The sequence below is a fragment of the Haloparvum sedimenti genome, from assembly GCF_001462205.1.
Taxonomy (GTDB): Archaea; Halobacteriota; Halobacteria; order Halobacteriales; family Haloferacaceae; genus Haloparvum; species Haloparvum sedimenti.
Window position 1 is genome coordinate 1 of sequence record NZ_LKIR01000042.1, and the last position, 17,652, is coordinate 17,652.

At 66.0% G+C, this 17,652-nt stretch carries 15 protein-coding genes and 1 pseudogene; 14 read left to right on the plus strand and 2 right to left on the minus strand.

Annotated elements, in window-relative coordinates; genetic code table 11:
- From AN233_RS02225 to AN233_RS02245, 5 genes and pseudogenes are all read left to right on the plus strand, one after another.
- Positions 1-1,240 (plus strand): annotated as a pseudogene (locus AN233_RS02225) (hypothetical protein); the annotation flags it as partial.
- Position 1,241: 1 nt separating this feature from the next.
- On the plus strand, positions 1,242-2,063 hold the full coding sequence (locus AN233_RS02230) for an ABC transporter permease (protein ID WP_058365235.1): 822 nt from the start codon (positions 1,242-1,244) through the stop codon (positions 2,061-2,063).
- Positions 2,064-2,065: 2 nt separating this feature from the next.
- Positions 2,066-2,857: an ABC transporter ATP-binding protein gene (locus AN233_RS02235; RefSeq protein ID WP_058365236.1), complete on the plus strand. Its 792-nt coding sequence runs from the start codon at positions 2,066-2,068 to the stop codon at positions 2,855-2,857.
- Position 2,858: 1 nt separating this feature from the next.
- Positions 2,859-3,716 (plus strand): ABC transporter permease, encoded by an 858-nt coding sequence (locus AN233_RS02240; protein ID WP_080508304.1) that lies wholly within the window; start codon positions 2,859-2,861, stop codon positions 3,714-3,716.
- Positions 3,717-3,780: 64 nt separating this feature from the next.
- Positions 3,781-5,343, plus strand: coding sequence for a TCP-1/cpn60 chaperonin family protein (locus AN233_RS02245; RefSeq protein WP_058365238.1), 1,563 nt, complete (start codon positions 3,781-3,783; stop codon positions 5,341-5,343).
- Between the two features lie 5 nt (positions 5,344-5,348).
- Here AN233_RS02245 and AN233_RS02250 read toward each other — a convergent pair whose 3' ends face one another.
- Entirely contained in the window at positions 5,349-6,026 is a 678-nt protein-coding gene (locus AN233_RS02250; RefSeq protein WP_058365239.1) for a class II aldolase/adducin family protein, read from the minus strand.
- A gap of 2 nt (positions 6,027-6,028) precedes the next feature.
- Positions 6,029-6,802: a fumarylacetoacetate hydrolase family protein gene (locus AN233_RS02255; protein ID WP_058365240.1), complete on the minus strand. Its 774-nt coding sequence runs from the start codon at positions 6,800-6,802 to the stop codon at positions 6,029-6,031.
- A 919-nt stretch (positions 6,803-7,721) separates the two neighbouring features.
- On the opposite strand from AN233_RS02255, the gene dgoD reads away from it, so the two are divergent.
- From dgoD to AN233_RS02300, 9 genes are all read left to right on the plus strand, one after another.
- Positions 7,722-8,873 (plus strand): galactonate dehydratase, encoded by a 1,152-nt coding sequence (dgoD, locus tag AN233_RS02260; RefSeq protein ID WP_058365241.1) that lies wholly within the window; start codon positions 7,722-7,724, stop codon positions 8,871-8,873.
- 38 nt (positions 8,874-8,911) lie between these two features.
- On the plus strand, positions 8,912-9,649 hold the full coding sequence (locus AN233_RS02265; protein WP_058365242.1) for an IclR family transcriptional regulator: 738 nt from the start codon (positions 8,912-8,914) through the stop codon (positions 9,647-9,649).
- 631 nt (positions 9,650-10,280) lie between these two features.
- Positions 10,281-11,603 (plus strand): ABC transporter substrate-binding protein, encoded by a 1,323-nt coding sequence (locus tag AN233_RS02270; RefSeq protein ID WP_058365243.1) that lies wholly within the window; start codon positions 10,281-10,283, stop codon positions 11,601-11,603.
- Positions 11,604-11,624: 21 nt separating this feature from the next.
- Positions 11,625-12,518 (plus strand): branched-chain amino acid ABC transporter permease, encoded by an 894-nt coding sequence (locus AN233_RS02275; protein ID WP_058365244.1) that lies wholly within the window; start codon positions 11,625-11,627, stop codon positions 12,516-12,518.
- On the plus strand, positions 12,515-13,657 hold the full coding sequence (locus tag AN233_RS02280) for a branched-chain amino acid ABC transporter permease (protein WP_058365245.1): 1,143 nt from the start codon (positions 12,515-12,517) through the stop codon (positions 13,655-13,657). The genes AN233_RS02275 and AN233_RS02280 overlap by 4 nt, the downstream gene beginning before the upstream one ends.
- On the plus strand, positions 13,654-14,481 hold the full coding sequence (locus AN233_RS02285) for an ABC transporter ATP-binding protein (RefSeq protein WP_058365246.1): 828 nt from the start codon (positions 13,654-13,656) through the stop codon (positions 14,479-14,481). The genes AN233_RS02280 and AN233_RS02285 overlap by 4 nt, the downstream gene beginning before the upstream one ends.
- Entirely contained in the window at positions 14,478-15,191 is a 714-nt protein-coding gene (locus AN233_RS02290) for an ABC transporter ATP-binding protein (protein WP_058365247.1), read from the plus strand. Before AN233_RS02285 ends, AN233_RS02290 begins: the two co-directional genes overlap by 4 nt.
- A complete protein-coding gene (locus tag AN233_RS02295) occupies positions 15,184-16,833 on the plus strand; it encodes a long-chain fatty acid--CoA ligase (RefSeq protein WP_058365248.1) in 1,650 nt (549 codons plus the stop codon). The genes AN233_RS02290 and AN233_RS02295 overlap by 8 nt, the downstream gene beginning before the upstream one ends.
- Positions 16,830-17,642 carry an SDR family NAD(P)-dependent oxidoreductase gene (locus AN233_RS02300; RefSeq protein ID WP_058365249.1) on the plus strand — a complete coding sequence of 271 codons (813 nt, stop codon included), beginning with the start codon at positions 16,830-16,832 and terminating at the stop codon, positions 17,640-17,642. The genes AN233_RS02295 and AN233_RS02300 overlap by 4 nt, the downstream gene beginning before the upstream one ends.
- Positions 17,643-17,652: the final 10 nt, after the last annotated feature.

Genomic DNA, 17,652 nt, shown 5'->3' on the forward strand with positions numbered 1-17,652 from the left:
CGGGGAGACATCGGACAGTAATGTCAGAAATAATAAGGGAGTTGCGGACGAGACGTGGAAGCGCCGGAAAGTAATGAAGGCCGGCGCGGCAGCGAGTACGGGCCTGTTCACGGCCGCGGCGGGATGTACGAGCAGTCCGGACGGAGACGGTGGCGGCGGTGGCGACGGCAATGGCGGCGGAGGAAACGGTGGCGACTCGGACGGCAGTCAGGAGTCGCAGACGACGGTACGGCTCCTCCTCGCCCCGACCGGGTTCCAGGGGATCATCATGGACTACCTCGCCGAGGACACGGAGATCCTCGCCGACCACTACAGCGAGGAGAACCTGGAAGTCGAGGTCTCCCGGAGCTGGGAGGGCGCGGCGATCTTCACGTCCGGTGGCGCCGACTTCGAGACGTTCGGCTCCCTGGAGGCGGCGAAGCTGGCGGGCGAGCGGGACATCCCGCTGGCAGTGAACGCCAACCTCGCGCCCCAGATCATGCAGGTGGTCGGAGCGCGCGGCGGCGACTACGACCCGGAGGTGTCGGGTAGCCCGCAGGCGTCGATGGACCTGCTCAACGAACAACAGGACGTGTTCGCGCTCGGCGGCTGGGGCGGCGGCACCGGCATCATGATGCCGATGATCATCCAGGAGGCGTTCGGGTACACCTTCTCCGACGACGAGTCGAGCGACTTCGAGAACATCACCACGGCCGAGTACTCGGCGGTCCCGCAGCTCGTCGAGGGCGGGGACGCCGCGATGGGGACGACATCCCCGATCCACGGAGCCTCGCCGACGATGGCACCGGAGGAGTACAACGACGAGGAACAGACGGTCACGAGCATCTTCGGCTGTGGGAGCATCATGGCCGATCTCGACGAGTTCAACGCGCCGCAGCTGAACTCGTGGACCTGTTCACAGGACTACGCGTCCCAGTACCCCGGCTCGCCGCGGGCGATCGTCCAGTCCTTCTCCGAGGGGCTCAACTGGCTGTACGAGGACCCGATCGGCCGCATCGAGGAGGACGAAGAGCATCTCAACCAGCTCGGGTTAGAGAACATGGACCAGGCGCAGTACGTGCTCGATTGGGGGCTCAACCTGGAACTGGATAACGACCTTCCGGTCATCTACGAGGACATCGGACTGACGGAGTCGTTCATCGAGGAGGACAAGAACTTCCTCCGCTCGGCCCAGGACGTCGGCTTCCTCACGGAGGGCTGGGAGGAGAATCTCGAGTACCGCCAGGTCGAAACCGAATAACATGAGTACGTCTCAGCCGCGCCGACTGGCCAACGCCCTTCCGGACTCGCTGTTCACGAATCGGTCCGTGGTGTTCGTCGAGTCGATCGTCGCGTTGGTCCTCGTCTGGTCTGTCGTCTACCGGATCCTGCCGCCGATCCAGGAGTCCTTCGTCTCGCCGACCGAGGTCGTCATCGCGACGCAGGAGCTCCTCGTGAGCATGGTGTGGGTCGAACACTTCCTCGCGAGCCTGACACACGTCGCCTACGGGTTCGGGATCGCGCTCTTCGCCGGTACCGCACTGGGGATTCTCGTCGGCTGGTGGGACTTCTGGGAGAAGGCGTTCCAGGACTACCTCACCATCGGCATCGCGGTCCCCTCGCTTTTCGTCGCGATCTTCTCGGCGATGTGGTTCGGGCTCGGGGCGACGACGCCCGCGGCCGCCGCGGCCATCGTCGCCACGCCGTACCTGGCGACGAACGTGTACGGCGGCATTAACAACATCGACAACGACCTGCTGAAGATGTCGAACGCGTTCGACGTCTCCCGATTTCGGGTCATCCGGCGCGTGATCATCCAGTCGGTCCTGCCCGACTGGTTCGCCGGGCTCCGGTACGCGCTCGCGTTGAGCTGGAAGATCGCGAGTCTGGCGGAGTACATCGCCGCCGAGCAGGGGATCGGCTTCATGATCCGCTTCGAGATGCGGGTCCTGGACCTCGCGGGCGTCATGTCCTGGGTCGTCTTCTTCACCGTGTTCCTGCTGTTCCTGGAATACGGCGTGTTAGCGCAGATCGAAAAACGCGTCTTCGCCTGGCGGCAGAACGACTCCGTCGGGTGGTCCTAACAATGAGTTCAGAAACATCACAAGCGCCGACCGACGAATCGCTTACCTCGAACAACGCCGGCTCCATTCACATAGAGAACCTCGCCAAGGAGTTCGACACGGCGGAGGGCCACGAGCAGGTGTTCGAGGACATCAACATCGACATCGAGCCCGAGAGCTTCGTTTGCCTCCTCGGGAAGTCCGGAAGCGGGAAGTCCACGATGCTGAACATCGTGAGCGGGATCCTGGAACCGACGGAGGGGCAAGTCCGGTTCGAGACCGCGGACGGCAGCGGTGACGTCACCCTCGGGCACGTGTTCCAGTCCCCGCGGCTGATGCCGTGGGACTCGAACCTGCAGAACATCGAGTTCGTGAACGAGGACAACCCCGACTACACGGAGGAGGTCGGAAAACAGCACCTGGACCTGGTCGGACTCTCCGACCACTACCACAAGTACCCGGGACAGCTGTCGGGCGGTCAGCGCCAGCGCGTCGGTATCGCGAGGGCGCTAAGTATCGACCCGGAGGTCCTGCTGATGGACGAGCCGTTCAGCAACCTCGACGAGATCACGGCCGAGGAGCTGCGGAAGGAGCTCATCAGCCTCTGGTCGGAGCTGAACAAGACGGTGTTCTTCGTCACCCACGACATGACGGAGGCGATCCAGCTGGCCGACCGACTGCTGATGCTTGGAGACGGCGAGATCTACGGAGACCTGGAGGTCCCGCTCGAGCGCCCCCGCCGGATCGACTCCGACGAGTTCCTCAAGTTCAGGCAGAAGGCCATCGACACGTTCCACTCCATCGACGAGGACTAGAATGTCAATCCGCACACAGCTATCCAGATACAACGTCCAACTGCTAAACGGGGACGTGAAGTCGCTGCTCTCCGACTCGTTCGCCCGGATGATCGGGATCGGCGTCGGCTTCGTCCTCTGGTCGCTCCTCGCGGCCCAGTTCCCGCGCGAGCTGCTTCCGACCCCAATAGAGACCGTCGGTCTCGCGTGGGGACTCGTCGCGGACGGGACCGCCTGGATCCACATTTCGACGACGTTCCAATCGCTGTTCTGGGCGTTCCTGTTCGCGATGCTCCTCGGCGGAACGCTGGGCGTCCTGATGGGACTCAACAGTTACAGTCAGAACTTCTTCACGCCCTACGTCAACATCGGACTGTCCATCCCCGGACTGGCGTGGGCGGCCGTGGCGTTTCTCGTCTTCTCGTACGGGTCGATCGCGCTGGGAACGCTCCGGTTCGCTCCCGTCGTCGCGGCGACCCTGACCGTGTTCCCGTACGTCGCGATCAACATCTGGAAGGGAGTCGAGAACATCGACCACGACCTGCTACGGATGGCGAACGCGTTCTCCATCTCGCGGCGGCGAGTCCTCTGGCGGGTCGTCCTGCCGAACATCGCTCCCCAGATCTTCTCGGCGGTTCGGTTCGGCCTCGCGATCGGCTGGAAGGTCACCATCATCGCGGAGCTGTTCGCCGGGTCCGCCGGTGTCGGGTACAAGCTGGAACACGCCTATCAGGTGTACCAGTACGAGGAGGCGTGGGCATGGGCCGCCGTCTTCCTGTTCATCATTATCCTCATCGAATACGGCGTCTTCAAGCCGATCGAGCGGCGCGCGTTCGACTGGCGGAGCGACGTCGAACTGAGCGATATCGGCGGCGCGTAGTCGCCGAGCGGCACCCGTTTTCCCCGAGGCTATTTACGAGCGAGCGACCTAGCGAGGACCATTCATGTCACGCACTTCAACGGCCGATGCGATCGAATCGATCATCGACGACGGCGTCGACGTACAGTGGGACGACCGCGCCCGAAGCCAGGCGACACAAAGCACCCGGTCAGTGGGTGAGATGGTGGCGACGACGATGGGGCCGTTCGGCCGGGACAAGCTCGTCGTCAACAACGGCGGGAACGTCCACGTCACGAACGACGCGGTGACGATCCTCCGGAACCTCCACCTCACCGATCCGGTCAGCCGGACGGTCCGGGAGGTGGCGAACAGTCAGATCTTCAACGCCGGGGACGGGACGACGACCGCGCTCGTCCTCGCGAGCGAGCTCATGTCGCACGCGCTCGACCTCTGCGAGGAGGGTCTCCATCCGACGAGCGTGATCCAGGGCTATCGGCTGGCGGCCGACGCCGCACGCGGTCGGCTGACGGACATCGCGACGACGTACGACCTCACCGACCGCGAGGTCGCCCGCGATGTCGCACGGACGACGCTGGCCGGGTCGAACGCGACGTACGAGCGCGAACACCTCGCCGAGCTCGCCGTGAGAGCCGTCGAGCGAGTGACGGACGGCTACGACGTCGACCTCGACGCGATCCGCCTTCGAACGGCGGGGGGCCGGGACATGGCGGAGTCACGCCTCGTGTCCGGCGCCATGCTCGAGGCGACACCCGCACGCCGGACCGGCGAGCACACGACCGGCGAGGCGGAGATCCTCGTCGTCGACGGATCGATCACGCGCGAGGACACGGAGGTCGCGGACGTCGTCGACGGAGCGACGTATGACCCCTCGGAGTTCGCCGCGGAGGGTCGAGAGTGGGCCACACAGGCAGCCGAGCGGATCCGGGAGAGCGGGGCGACCGTCCTGCTCTGTTCGGGCACGGTGGACGACGCGGTCAGGGAACGGTTACGGCGACACGGCGTCACCTGTGTGACGAACGTGAGCGACCCCGACGTCCGCTTCCTGCGGCGGACGTTCGAGACGCGGATCCCGACGACTCTCGACGGGATCGAAGACGGGGATACCGTCTCGGGGTCGGTCGCGTACGACTGGGACGAGGGACGGACGACGGTAACCGCGCCGGACGCGCGGGCCGTTACGGTCCTGCTGTTCAGCCAGAGCGACGCTCACCGTGAGGAGTTAGAGAGCACGATGTCGGACGCGGTCGAGGTCGTCGCGCAGGTGGCGTACGACGGGCGAGTCGTCCCCGGCGGTGGAGCGGCCGAGATGGAGATGGCACGGGCCGTCGAGGCGGCGGCTCGGCGACGGGACGACAAAGCCCAGCTCGCGGCGTACGCCTTCGCGGACGCGCTGGAAACGATCCCGCGGGTTCTCGTGCGGAACGCGGGTCTCGACCCGATCGACCGGCTCAACGAGCAACGGGCCGCGCACGCGGACGGACGGCTGAACGCCGGGATCGACCTGGAGAGCGGAGCCGTGATCGACGTCACGGAACACGGCGTTCGGGACACGCTGACGGTGAAACGTCACGCGGTCTCGACGAGCGTCGACGCCGCCTGCATGTTGGTTCGGATCGACGGGATCGTCGAGGCGGCACAGCAGTAGCCGCCTTACAGCTTCGTGAAGTAGTAGTCCAGCGTCTTGACGATCTGCCCCTCGCTCGTCATGTTGTTGACGTTCTCCTCGACGAGCGACTCGGGGAGGTACCAGGGCTCGCCGACGACCGCCTGTTTGTAGAGCAGTTCGGCGTTGTACTCCATCTTGAGGCTCTTCACGACGACCTCGGGGACGCTGTCGCCGACGACGACGACGCCGTGCCCGCGGAGCACGACCGCTTCGTGGTCGCCCAGCGCGTCAGCGATGTCCTGTCCCTCGTCCTCGGTCGTCACCAGCATGCCTCCCTCAGTGTGGTAATCCTCGAACACCGGGAAGGGCTCCTTCTGGATGACGCCGTTCGGATGGACCGGCTTGTGGGGGATGCCGACGCTGGACAACAGCGTCGTGTACGGCGCGTGGTGATGACAGACGGCCTCGACGTCGGGGCGGTTCCGGAACGTCTGCGTGTGGATCGGCGTCTCGCCGGGCGCGCTGTCGGGGTAGTCGGTCCCCGAGAGGTCCACCTCGATGTAGTCACGGATCGTCGTCGTCGCGGGGCTCGCGAACGCGTTGATGAGGACATCGTCGGGGTCCTCCTGACGTGCGCTGAGGTGGCCGTGTTCGTCGAACAGTCCGGCCTTGTCGAGGAGCCGGCAGCCCAGCACCAACTGCTGTTTGTCGGTTACCGACATGGTCAGAGGTTCGGCATGAAGTCGTGCTCGACGGTCCCGGCGAACTCGCCCGCGGCGACGTCGTGCGAGAGCGTTCCGACCCCCTCGATCTCGACGGCGACCTCGTCCCCGTCGGAGAGCGGACCGACGCCCGCCGGCGTCCCGGTCGCGATGACGTCACCCGGTTCGAGCGTCATCAGCGTCGTGATCTCCTCGATGAGTTCGGGCACGGAGAAGATCAGGTTCTCGATCGTCGAGTCCTGCCTGGTCTCGCCGTTGACGCGGAGGGAGATCGACGCGTCGTCCGGGACCTCGTCCGGCGTTGCCAGCACCGGGCCCATCGGTGCGGCGTTGTCGAACGCTTTGCCGCGGACCCAGTTCTGCTCTTGCCGCTGGTCGTCACGGTTCGAGATGTCGTTCACGCACGTGTACCCCGCGATGACTTCCTCGGCCTGGTCCGCAGGCACGTTCCGGCACTGCGATCCGATGACGACCCCGAGCTCGGCCTCGAAGTCGATCCGCTCTTTGTCCTCCGGGAGCTGCACGGTCGATCCCGGCGAAGCGAGCGTGTTCGGGGTCTTGATGAACAGGAGGGGACGGTCGGGGATCTCGGAGTCGGTCTCCTCGGCGTGGTCGGAGTAGTTCAGCCCGACGCAGACGATCTTCGAGGGATCGACCGGCGGCAGGAGATCGACCTCGTCCAGGTCGTACGTCCGGTTGCCGAACGCCACCTCACCGTCGGTCAGCGTTCCTGTTCGTTCGGTCCCCGCGGGATCTCTAAAGGTTACTCTTCGCATTACAGCCCTCTAGATACGGTGATTGGGCATAAAACCTTGGTTGAGTTCCGCATTCCACCCCGTCGCCCGCTGGCGGCTGTTCGTTTAGGAGATCTAAATCCGGCAGACCGAAGACGGTTTCGCGGCCCGTTCGAGTCGTCCGCGCGAGAAGCATCGCGGAGTCGAGGCCGTTCCGGCCGCGGCCGCCTTTGATCGTATGTGAACGCTCCACACCCAACCCGATGGGTTTAGTCCTGCTAATTTTCGGGAGAGAATAGCCGACAGCAGACGGGCGCGGGCGAGAAGTAGAATTACAGTAGTACATGTGTAATGGAATGTCGGGAGAGACCGACCTCCGAACGAAGTCGACCGGTCAGACGCCGACGGAACGAACGTCATATAAATATTCGAGAAGTAGTTGGTTCGATATGATATTCAGGAGACAAACTCAGTCTATGAGGGAATACGATAAATAACTGTCCGTATCGCGGGTGACACCGGTAATAATGCCAATTCTGAAAAAATAACGTGGAGAATTATCCAGTACCAGTGTTTTAGTACATAGCAGATAGAGTATGAGAATAGAGAAAAGTCAGAATACGAACATAACTATCCGCCTCACGCGAGCGGGCCGGATTCCCGGACTTGACCGAACCGAGGACGGCCGCGTCGGCGGCGACGGACGATCGAGTACGGCCGCGGCCGTGAGCGCATCCGCGCTCGCGACTGCGGTCGAGACGGCGGGTGGGACGAAGTGTTCGGGAGCCGGATGCGGATCGACCCTGATAGATTTAGCTCTGCAAAACTCGTCCCCGGGACCGGGACGGACGTGGCGGTCGCGACGCGGACGGCGCGTGTGGCCGGAGATCCGCACGAACCCGGAGGCGGCGACGCCGGCGGCGGGACCAATCTTGAAGACGGGGCGGTGAGAGACCGGAGTATGGAAGTCGTCGACTACGAACTGTTCGCGATCCCCCCGCGGTGGGTCTTTCTCAAACTCGAAACGGATACCGGGGTCGTCGGCTGGGGTGAACCGGCCCTGGAGGGGCGCTCGACCACCCTCTGTAGCGCCCTCTCGGAGCTAGTCGAGGATTACGTCATCGGCTCGGATCCCCGGCGCATCGCCGACCTCTGGTACCGCATGTACATGGGGGACCACTACAACAACGGCCCGGTCCTGATGAGCGCGATCGCGGGCATCGACCAGGCGCTGTGGGACCTCAAGGGGCGCGCCCTCGGGAAGCCGGTGTACGAGCTGTTGGGCGGACCGGTTCGCGACAAGGTGCAGGTGTACCAGTGGCTCAGCGGCGACCACCCGGACGACCTCGCGGACGTCGCGGTCGCGGCGGTCGAGGACGGGTACACGACGCTGGGACTGATGGCCCACACGCGACCCGCGCGGGTCCGGACGCGCGAGATCGTCTCGAACGTCCGGAAGCGGGTCGACGCCGTGATGGACGCGGTCGGCGAGAGCGTCGACCTCGCGGTCGACTTCCGGGGCCGGGTCACCACCGGGGTCGCGCGGCAGTTGCTGTCGATGCTCGAGGAGTACAACCTGATGTTCGTCGAGGAACCGGTCCATCCCTCGTACAACGAGAACCTGCCCGAGTTGAGCGCGGCGACGAACATCCCGTTCGCGACCGGCCAGCGGATGTACTCGCGGTGGGACTTCCGGGAGGTGTTCCAGAGCCAGTCGGTGGACATCGTGCAGCCGGCGATATCGCACGCGGGGGGGATCACCGAGGTCGTCAACATCGGCAAGATGGCGGAGGCGTACAACATCATGCTGATGCCGAAGTGCTCCGTCGGGCCGGTGTCCTTTGCCGCCTCGATGCACGTGCAGTTCGCGGTTCCGAACTCGATCCTGCAGGAACAGCACGACGAGTTCTACGCCGAGCAGGACAACGAGTTCTTCAACTACCTCGCCGACGAGAGCCCGTTCACGCGCTCGGACGGCTACATGTTCATGGACGGCAAGCCCGGACTCGGCATCGAGATGAACGAGTCGTACATCCGCGAGCAGGCGGGGAAGAAGACCTCCTGGAAGGGTCCGACGTGGAACTACGAGGACGGAAGCGTCGCGAACTGGTGAGCGATGGCCTTTTGCGCACCGGAGTGTTACGTCTTCCCATGACATCCGCGGAGGCAGCGAACCCGGTCCGGACGACGCAGACGTCGGTCGAGATCCTCCGATGTGTGGCCGACAGCGGCGGCGCCACGCTCATGGAGCTGAACGACCGCGTGTCGGTCTCGAAGGGGGCGCTGTACAACCACCTCTCGACGCTGGTCGAGCTGGAACTCCTCGAACGGGTCGACGGGACCTATCGGGTTGACGTGGGGGTACTGGCGCTGGGCGAGCAGGCGCGGATGGCGATCCCGGGCTTCCCGGCCATTCGTGGCACCCTTCGGAACCTGGCGATGACCTCCGGGGAGTTCGCGACCTTCGTCAAGACGCGGGACGGGACGCCGATCGTCGCGGAGACCGCGGCCGGCGAACTGGTCGAGCGCCACTGGCTGTCCGTGGGTCAGGAGCTGCCGCTCGCGACGACGGCCGCGGGGAAGGTCGTGCTCGCGACGCTTCCCGAGGAGCGTGCGGCGGCCCTCGTGCGCGAGCAGACCAGCCACGAGACCGAATCGCTCCTCGAGGAGATTCGGACCGTTCGCGTTCAGGGGCTGGCGTTCAGCCGCGGCGAGTTCCAGGACGACCAGTACAGCGTGGCGGCGCCGATCGACAGCAGCGACGGACCGACGTACGTCGTGTCGCTCACCGGCCCCAAGGACCGACTTGACGGGAAGTCCCTCCAGCAGGACATCGCCGGCCTCGTGGTGAGCGCGTCGAACGAGATCCAGCGGCACATTCTCTCGTAGCGCCTTCTGTAAGCGACCGGATCGAGCGGCGCGTTCGGGCAGAGAGCGGTGTCGAGTCCGCGATGGCTCGCGGTGCCTCACGCAGAACCACCAAAATTAGAGAATGACACGATTACAGACAAATAGCGGAGAACGTCGCTGCCGTACAGGGAAAGAACCGACGGATCGGCGCTGATCGACGAACCAGGTCCAGCTCGTCCATGACCGACAATATCGCAAGCAAGCAGCGTGTTCGTATGTCGCAGTCCGGAGTCAGCAAGAGAACGCGTCCACGAGCGCCCCGCAGCCTAGAAATCGCACGGATCGGCACCAAAGCTCGTCTACGGGCCGTCGAGGTTGCAAGATCGGTGTGTGCCCACACATTGTAGTCCTCGCCGGGAAGGACGCGACAACAGGAACCAAGAAGATGTGTTTTTTAGAAAATATTTCGGGGAACAAATCAGGTGGCATATGAGTTTAGAGGTGCGGGCTCAGTTCGATGGGGGCTCACCGACCGGTCCAGCCACGCGACGGCAGCGTGCGGAACGCGTGAAGAGAGGACGCGATTCCGAAACGCGTTGAGTGACAACGCGACGTGTGGTAGCTACCCGCATATTTATATAGGACCGAGACACAGGGATAATCGTTAACAATGGTAACTGCAGGTTCGGATGTCGAAAACAAGCGTAACCGGACAGGGGATGTTGAGAGGAATTCGGAAAACCGATCGTCGGTCGGTCGGCGACGGTTCCTGCAGGCCGCCGGCGCCGGCGCGACCGTCGCGGTGGCCGGCTGCATGGGCGGCGGCGGTGACGACGTGGTGCGGCTGGGTGCGACGTACATCCTCTCGGGGTTCGCCTCGCTGTACGGCGAGGCAGCCGAGCGGGGTATCGAGATGGCCCAGTCGGAGATCAACGACAACGGCGGCATCGACGGACAGGATGTCGAGATCGTCGTCCGCGACAGCGAGGCGAGCGCCGACACGGCGATCCAGCAGATACGGAGCCTCGTCGAGGAGGACGACGTCGACGGGCTGTTCGGGCTCGACTCCAGTGGGGTCGCCCAGGCCGTGGCGCCACAGGTGGCACAGCTCCAGATGCCGTTCATGATCACGCACGCGGCGACGCCGTTCGTCACCTCGCCGGAGGGCGAACACGAGGACTCCGTGGGCAACGACTACGTGTTCCGCGACTCCAACAGCCTCGCGCAGGACATCTACGGCGCCGCACGGACCGCGGCCGAGCTGGACGCCACGGAGTGGGCGACGATCGGCCCCGACTACGCGTTCGGCTACGAGACGTGGGACTACTTCCAGGACTTCTGTGCGGGGCTCGGCGTCGAGGCCGAGTTCACCGCCGAGCAGTTCCCGGCGCTGGCGACAAGCGACTACACGCCCTACATCAGTTCCATCCTCGACGCCGAGCCGGACGCGGTGATCACGCCGCTGTGGGGAGCCGACCTCACCACGTTCATCGGCCAGGCCGAGGAGGCGGGCTGGTTCGACCAGATCGACCACACCCTGTTCAGCGTCGGAATGGGGACGGACCTCGCGAGCGACGGGAACCCGCTCCCGGAGGGCGAGTACGCTTCGACCCGCTACGACCCGTTCGTCCCCGACACCGAGGCGAACAACACGTTCCGCGACGCGTACTACGAGGAGCACGACACGCTCCCGACGTACAACGCCGAGGGCGCGTACCGCGCCGTCTACCTGTACAAGGAGGCGATCGAGTCGGCCGGCAGCACCGAAGCCGACGCCCTCGTCGACGAGTTCACCGGGATGGAGCACTCCGGCCCGGTCGGTGACTACCAGTTCAGCGAGACGAACCAGGCGACGGTGGCGTCCATCTGGGGAACCGTCTCGTACGACGACGAGTGGGAGAGCAACGTCCTCGACCCCGTGAACAGGTACGAGGCCGGCCCCGACGAGCTCTCCGAGGCGCTCGGCGACTCCGACCTGCCGACGGGTATCTAACCCGCCCCCGACGTGTTTTCCATGAGCCTCTCATCACTCGTTCCACTGATCGGCGTCTCCGACGTCGTCATCGGGCTGAGCCTCGGCAGCCGGCTCTTCCTGATCGCCGTCGGGCTGAGCCTCATCTTCGGCGTGCTCGGCGTCCTCAACTTCGCGCACGGCGGCTTCTACATGCTCGGCGCGTACGTTACGCTCGCGTTCGTGACGAACGTCATCGACAACTTCTGGCTGGCCGCCGTCGTCGGCGCGCTCGCGGTGGGGGTCGTCGGTGCCGTCATCGAGTTCGCGGTGATCCGACCACTGTACGACCGGGTCGACGCGGACCTCGACCAGCTCATCGTCACGTTCGGGTTCGTGCTCATCATCCACGAGACGGTCCGATTCATCTGGGGGTCGGGGTCGTACTCGGTCGAGCCGCCCGCGCTGTTCGACTTCTCCGTCTCGCTCGGCGGGAGTTCCTTCGGCGCGTACCGGTTGGTAGTCGTCGGTCTCGCGGTGGCGGTGTTGGTCGGCCTCTGGCTGTTCATCACGCAGACGTACTTCGGCTCGCTGGTGCGAGGCACCTCCTCGGACCGCGAGATGGCGTCGATGCTCGGCGTCGACGTGCCGCGCCTGTACACGGGGGTCTTCTTCCTCGGGAGCGTGCTCGCCGGCCTCGGCGGCGCGCTCTCCTCGCCGCTGCAGTCGACCAGCCCGGCGCTCGGCGACCAGGTGATCATCGACGCGTTCATCGTCGTCGTCATCGGCGGCCTCGGCTCCATGGGCGGGGCGTTCGTCGGCGCGATGCTCATCGGCATGATGCAGAGTCTCGGCCCGCAGTTCATCAGCGCCGGCAGCATCGCGATCCCGTTCCTTGCGATGGTGATCGTGTTGCTGTTCCGTCCCGAGGGACTCTTCGGAGGGTTCGGTGAATGAGCGCGACGACCGACACCGGCGACCGCGTTCGCGAGTTCGGCGCCGCGGTCGCGGACGGCTGGACCCGCGAACGGTTCGGGCTCCTCGGCGCGATCGGCCTGATCCTGATGGCGTTCGGGCCGTCCTTCCAGATATACCTGTTCACCGACTTCCTCGTCGTCGCGCTGTTCGCGCTCGGGTTCAACCTGCTGTACGGCTACACCGGCCTGCTGTCGTTCGGTCACGGGCTGTTCTACGCGGGCGGCGCGTACGGGATCGCGGTCGTGTTGCGGGACCTGACGCCCGTGTTCGCGGACGTCGTCGGGGCCGGGGTCGCCCCGCTCGTCGCGTTCGTCGTCGGCGGGGTCGTCGGTCTGACGCTCGTCGTCGCCGTGGCGGTGCCCGTCGGGTGGCTCAGCGTCCGATTGGAGGAGATCTACTTCGCGCTGATCACGCTCGCGTTCGGGATGCTCGGCTACTCGCTCATTATCCAGGACCCGGCGGGGTTGACGAACGGGACCGACGGGATCATTGTCCTGCTCGGAAGCGTCGACCTGGGCGGGTTGAGCTTCCGGATCGGCGCACGGCGAACGTACTACGTGCTGACCGTGGCCGTCGTGCTCGCGGCGACGTACGGGACGTGGCGCGTCGTCAACTCCCCGTTCGGCACCGTCTGTAAGGCGATACGCGAGAGTCCCGACCGCGCGGCCGCGCTCGGCATCGACGTCAGACACCACCGCTGGATGACGTTCATCATCTCGGCGGCGATCGTCGGGATCGCCGGCGTGTTGCGCGCGGGACTCGCGAGCGTCGCCTCGCCGGGGCTGACCCACTGGTCGACGAGCGCGATCGCCGTGATCGCGACCGTGATCGGCGGCGCGACGTACTTCTCCGGGCCGATCGTGGGTGCGTTCATCTTCCTGTACATTCGCTGGGCGATCAGCCGCTTCCCCACGCTGGAAGCGTACTGGGAGCTGTTCTTCGGCGCGCTGCTCATCGGCGTCGTGCTGTACTTCAAGCAGGGGGCCGTCGGCGGGCTCCTGCTGGCCCGGGACCGGCTGCTCGGGGACGGCGCGGACGACGCCGGCGGAACCGAAGCGGATTCGACCGACGACTCACGGAGCGACGACGCGCGGACCGACCGGGGTGACGACTCGTGACGACAGTTCTCAAAACCGAAGACCTCCGCAAGCAGTTCGGCGAACTGACCGCTGTCGACGGCGTCTCGATCGAGGTCGACGACAGCGAGATCACCAGCATCATCGGGCCGAACGGGGCCGGCAAGACCACGTTCTACAACCTGTTGACCGGCGTGCTACAGCCGACCGCCGGCTCGATCTGGCTGCGGAGCGGAGACGCCGCCGTCGTCGGCGACGGCGATGCTGCCGGCGGCGATGGCCGCGCCGGAGGCGACGGCGGGCTCCGCGACATCACCGACGCGGAGCCGCACGAGGTCGCCCAGGCCGGCCTCTCGCGCTCCTACCAGATCACGAATATCTTCGAGGGGCTCACGGTCCGCGAGAACGTCCGCGTCGCGCGGATCAGCCACGAGAAGACGCGGCTGGACTTCCGCTCGCGGGCGACCGGCGACGAGGCGCTTGAGGCCGACATCGAGGAGCTGCTGGAGCTGACCGGGCTCACCGACATCGCGGACACGAAGTGTGACACGCTGAGTCACGGCGAAAAACGAACGGTCGAAATCGCCCTGGCGCTGGCCATCGAGCCGAACGTGTTCCTTATGGACGAGCCGACCGCGGGGATGAACCCGACGGAGGTGACCGAGATCGTCTCGCTGATCCGCGAACTCGACGCCGACTTGGACGCCACGTTCGTGGTGACCGAACACAACATGGACGTCGTGACCGACATCTCCGACCGGATCGTCGTGCTCGCCGAGGGGGCGATCCTCGCCGACGGGACGCCGGAGGACGTCCTGACCGACGACCGCGTGACCGAGGCGTACCTAGGAAGTGATAGCGTATGACAATACTCGACGTAGACGACATCGACACGTACTACGGGAACAGCCACGTCCTCCACGGGATCTCGCTGTCGATCGACGAGGGCGAGGTCGTGGCCCTGCTCGGGCGAAACGGGGCGGGAAAGACGACGACGATGCGCTCCATCGTCGGTGCGTCGCCGCCGCGGAGGGGCTCGATCACTTACCGGGGCGAGGAGATATCGGGGCTCTCACCCGACGAGATCAACGCGCTCGGGATCTCGCTCGTGCCGGAGGATCGACGGGTGTTCCCCACGCTGACCGTGCAGGAGAACCTCCGGCTCGCCCACAACCTCGCGGACGATCCCCGTCCGGTCGAGGAGATGTACGAGCTGTTTCCCACGCTCGACTCGCTGCGGAACAACGACGGACAGAACCTCAGCGGCGGCGAACAGCAGATGGTGTCGGTCGCCCGCGCGCTGGTCCAGTCGCCCGACGTGCTGCTGCTCGACGAGCCTACCGAGGGGCTCGCGCCGGTCATCGTCGACGACCTCCGGGAGATCGTCCAGACCGTCGTCGACCAGAACGTCACCGTCCTGTTGACGGAACAGAACGTGAACTTCGCGTTCGACCTGGCGGAGCGGGGCTACATCATGGACACCGGGGAGATCGTCTTCGACGGGACCGTCGCGGAGATCCGCGACCGCGAGGACCTTCTCGAGACGTACCTCTCCGTGGGGACGGCGGATGCCTGAGGAGCTCACCCTCCGCCCGTTCTTCTGGCGGGCGACTCGACTGTTCCCCGAGACGGAGGTCGTCTCGCGCACCCGCGACGGGGTCGACCGGTACACGTACGCCGACTTCGGCGACCGTGTCCGCCGGCTCGCGGCCGCGCTCGCGGACCTGGGCGTCGAGCCCGGCGACCGCGTCGGGACCCTCGGGTGGAACACCCACCGCCACTTCGAGGCGTACTACGCGGTCCCGCTCTCGGGCGCCCAACTGCACACGGTCAACCCCATCCTGCAGGACGACCACGTCGAGTACATCATCAACGATGCCGACGACGACGTGCTGATCGTCGACCGCGAGGTCGTCGCGACGCTCGACCGGCTGTGGGACCGGATCGACGGCGTTCGCGAGGTCGTCGTCATGGGCGATTCGGTGCCGGAGACGGAGGCCGACCTGCCGCTGTCGGCGTTCGAGGAGCTGATCGCCGAGGCCGACCCGATGGCGTCGTGGCCGCCGCTGTCGGAGGACGACCCGGCCGGGATGTGTTACACCTCCGGGACCACGGGGAAGCCGAAGGGCGTCGAGTACACGCACAAGATGATCTACGCCCACGCGATGATGGTGATGACCCCCGCGGCGCTCGACATCGCCGAGGACGACGTGGTAATGCCCGTCGTCCCCATGTTCCACGTCAACTCCTGGGAGTTCCCGTACGCCGTGACGATGGCGGGGGCGAAGCAGGTGTATCCCGGTCCGTCTCCGGAGCCGGCGGACCTCGTGGAGCTGATCGAGTCCGAGGACGTGACGCTCACCGCGGGCGTCCCCACCGTCTGGATCGACGTGCTCGACCACCTCGACGAACACGGCGGCGACCTCTCCTCGCTGGAGCGCATCGTCGTCGGCGGGAGCGCGGCTCCCCGGGAAGTTATGCGTCGGTACGAGGACGAACACGACGTGACGATCGAACACGCGTGGGGCATGACCGAGACGATGAGCATCGGCTCGGTCTCCCGGCCGACTTCGGGGATGGACGACGACGACCGCGAGGCGAAACTCGACAAGCGCGCGAAGCAGGGGCTGCTCTCCCCCGGGCTGGAGATGCGGGTCGTCGACGACGACGGCGAGGCGGTCGCCTGGGACGGCGAGGCCTTCGGCGAGCTGCTCGTCCGCGGGCCCTCCGTGGTCGAGGAGTACTACAACCGCCCGGAGGCCAACCGGACGGACTTCGTCGAGGCCGACGACGGCGGCGCGCGCTGGCTCCGGACGGGAGACATCGCCACCGTCGACGAGGACGGCTACATCGAGGTCGTCGACCGCGTCAAGGACGTGATCAAGTCGGGCGGGGAGTGGATCTCCAGCATCGAGCTGGAGAACGCCCTGATGGCCCACGAGGACGTGAGCGAGGCGGTCGTGATCGCGGCGCCCCACGAGCGCTGGCAGGAACGCCCGCTGGCGTTCGTCGTCCCGAAGGTGGACCGGGAACTCGACGTGGCGGCCATCCGGACGTTCCTCGCCGACCAGTTCCCGCGGTGGTGGCTCCCGGACGACGTGCGGTTCCGCGAGGAGATTCCCAAGACCGCGACCGGCAAGTTCGACAAGAAGACGCTCCGTGAGGCCGTCGAGGATCCGGATCTCCCGTACGCGCCGGGAGAGGGGGGTGAAGAATGAGCGACGGCGGTCCCTCGACGCCGGACAGCGCCTCCCTGACGCCCGAGGACGCCCTCCCGGATCTGTCGGGGAAGGTCGCCGTCGTCACCGGCGGCGGCCGCGGGATCGGGCGGGCGATCACGCTCGGGCTGGCCGCCGCGGGGGCGGCGGTCGTCCCCTCGGCGCGAACCGCGGCGGAGGTCGAGGCGGTCGCCGCCGAGGCACGCGAGCACGGCGTCGAGGCGCGGGCGATCACCGCGGACGTGACCGACGACGGCGACGTGGACGCCCTGATCGAGGAGACCGTCGAGGCGTTCGGCTCGCTGGACGTGCTCGTCAACAACGCGGGGTTCAACCCCGGCGACGCGCTCGGCGACCCGGCCGAGATCGAGAGCAACGCGGTCGACTCCGTCCTCGACGTGAACTTGCGCGGCGCGTTCCGCACCATTCGGGCGGCCGGACCACACCTCCGGGAGGCGAACGGCAGCGTCGTCAACGTCGCCAGTGTGGCGGGGGAGGTCGGCCTGCCGAAACAGCACCCGTACGTCGCCTCGAAGCACGGACTCGTCGGGCTGACGAAGAGCGCGGCGCTGGACTGGGCGCCGGAGGTGCGGGTGAACGCGGTCGCTCCGGGGTACGTCGCGACGGACCTGACGGAGACGCTCCAAGAGAACGAGCGCCTGCGACAGTCGATCATGGACCGGACGCCGCAGAATCGCTTCGCGGACCCGATGGAGGTCGCGGGCCCGGTCGTCTTCCTCGCGAGCGACGCGGCGAGCTTCGTCACCGGCGAGACGCTCGCCGCGGACGGCGGCTGGACGGCGCGGTAGGTCCCGTCGT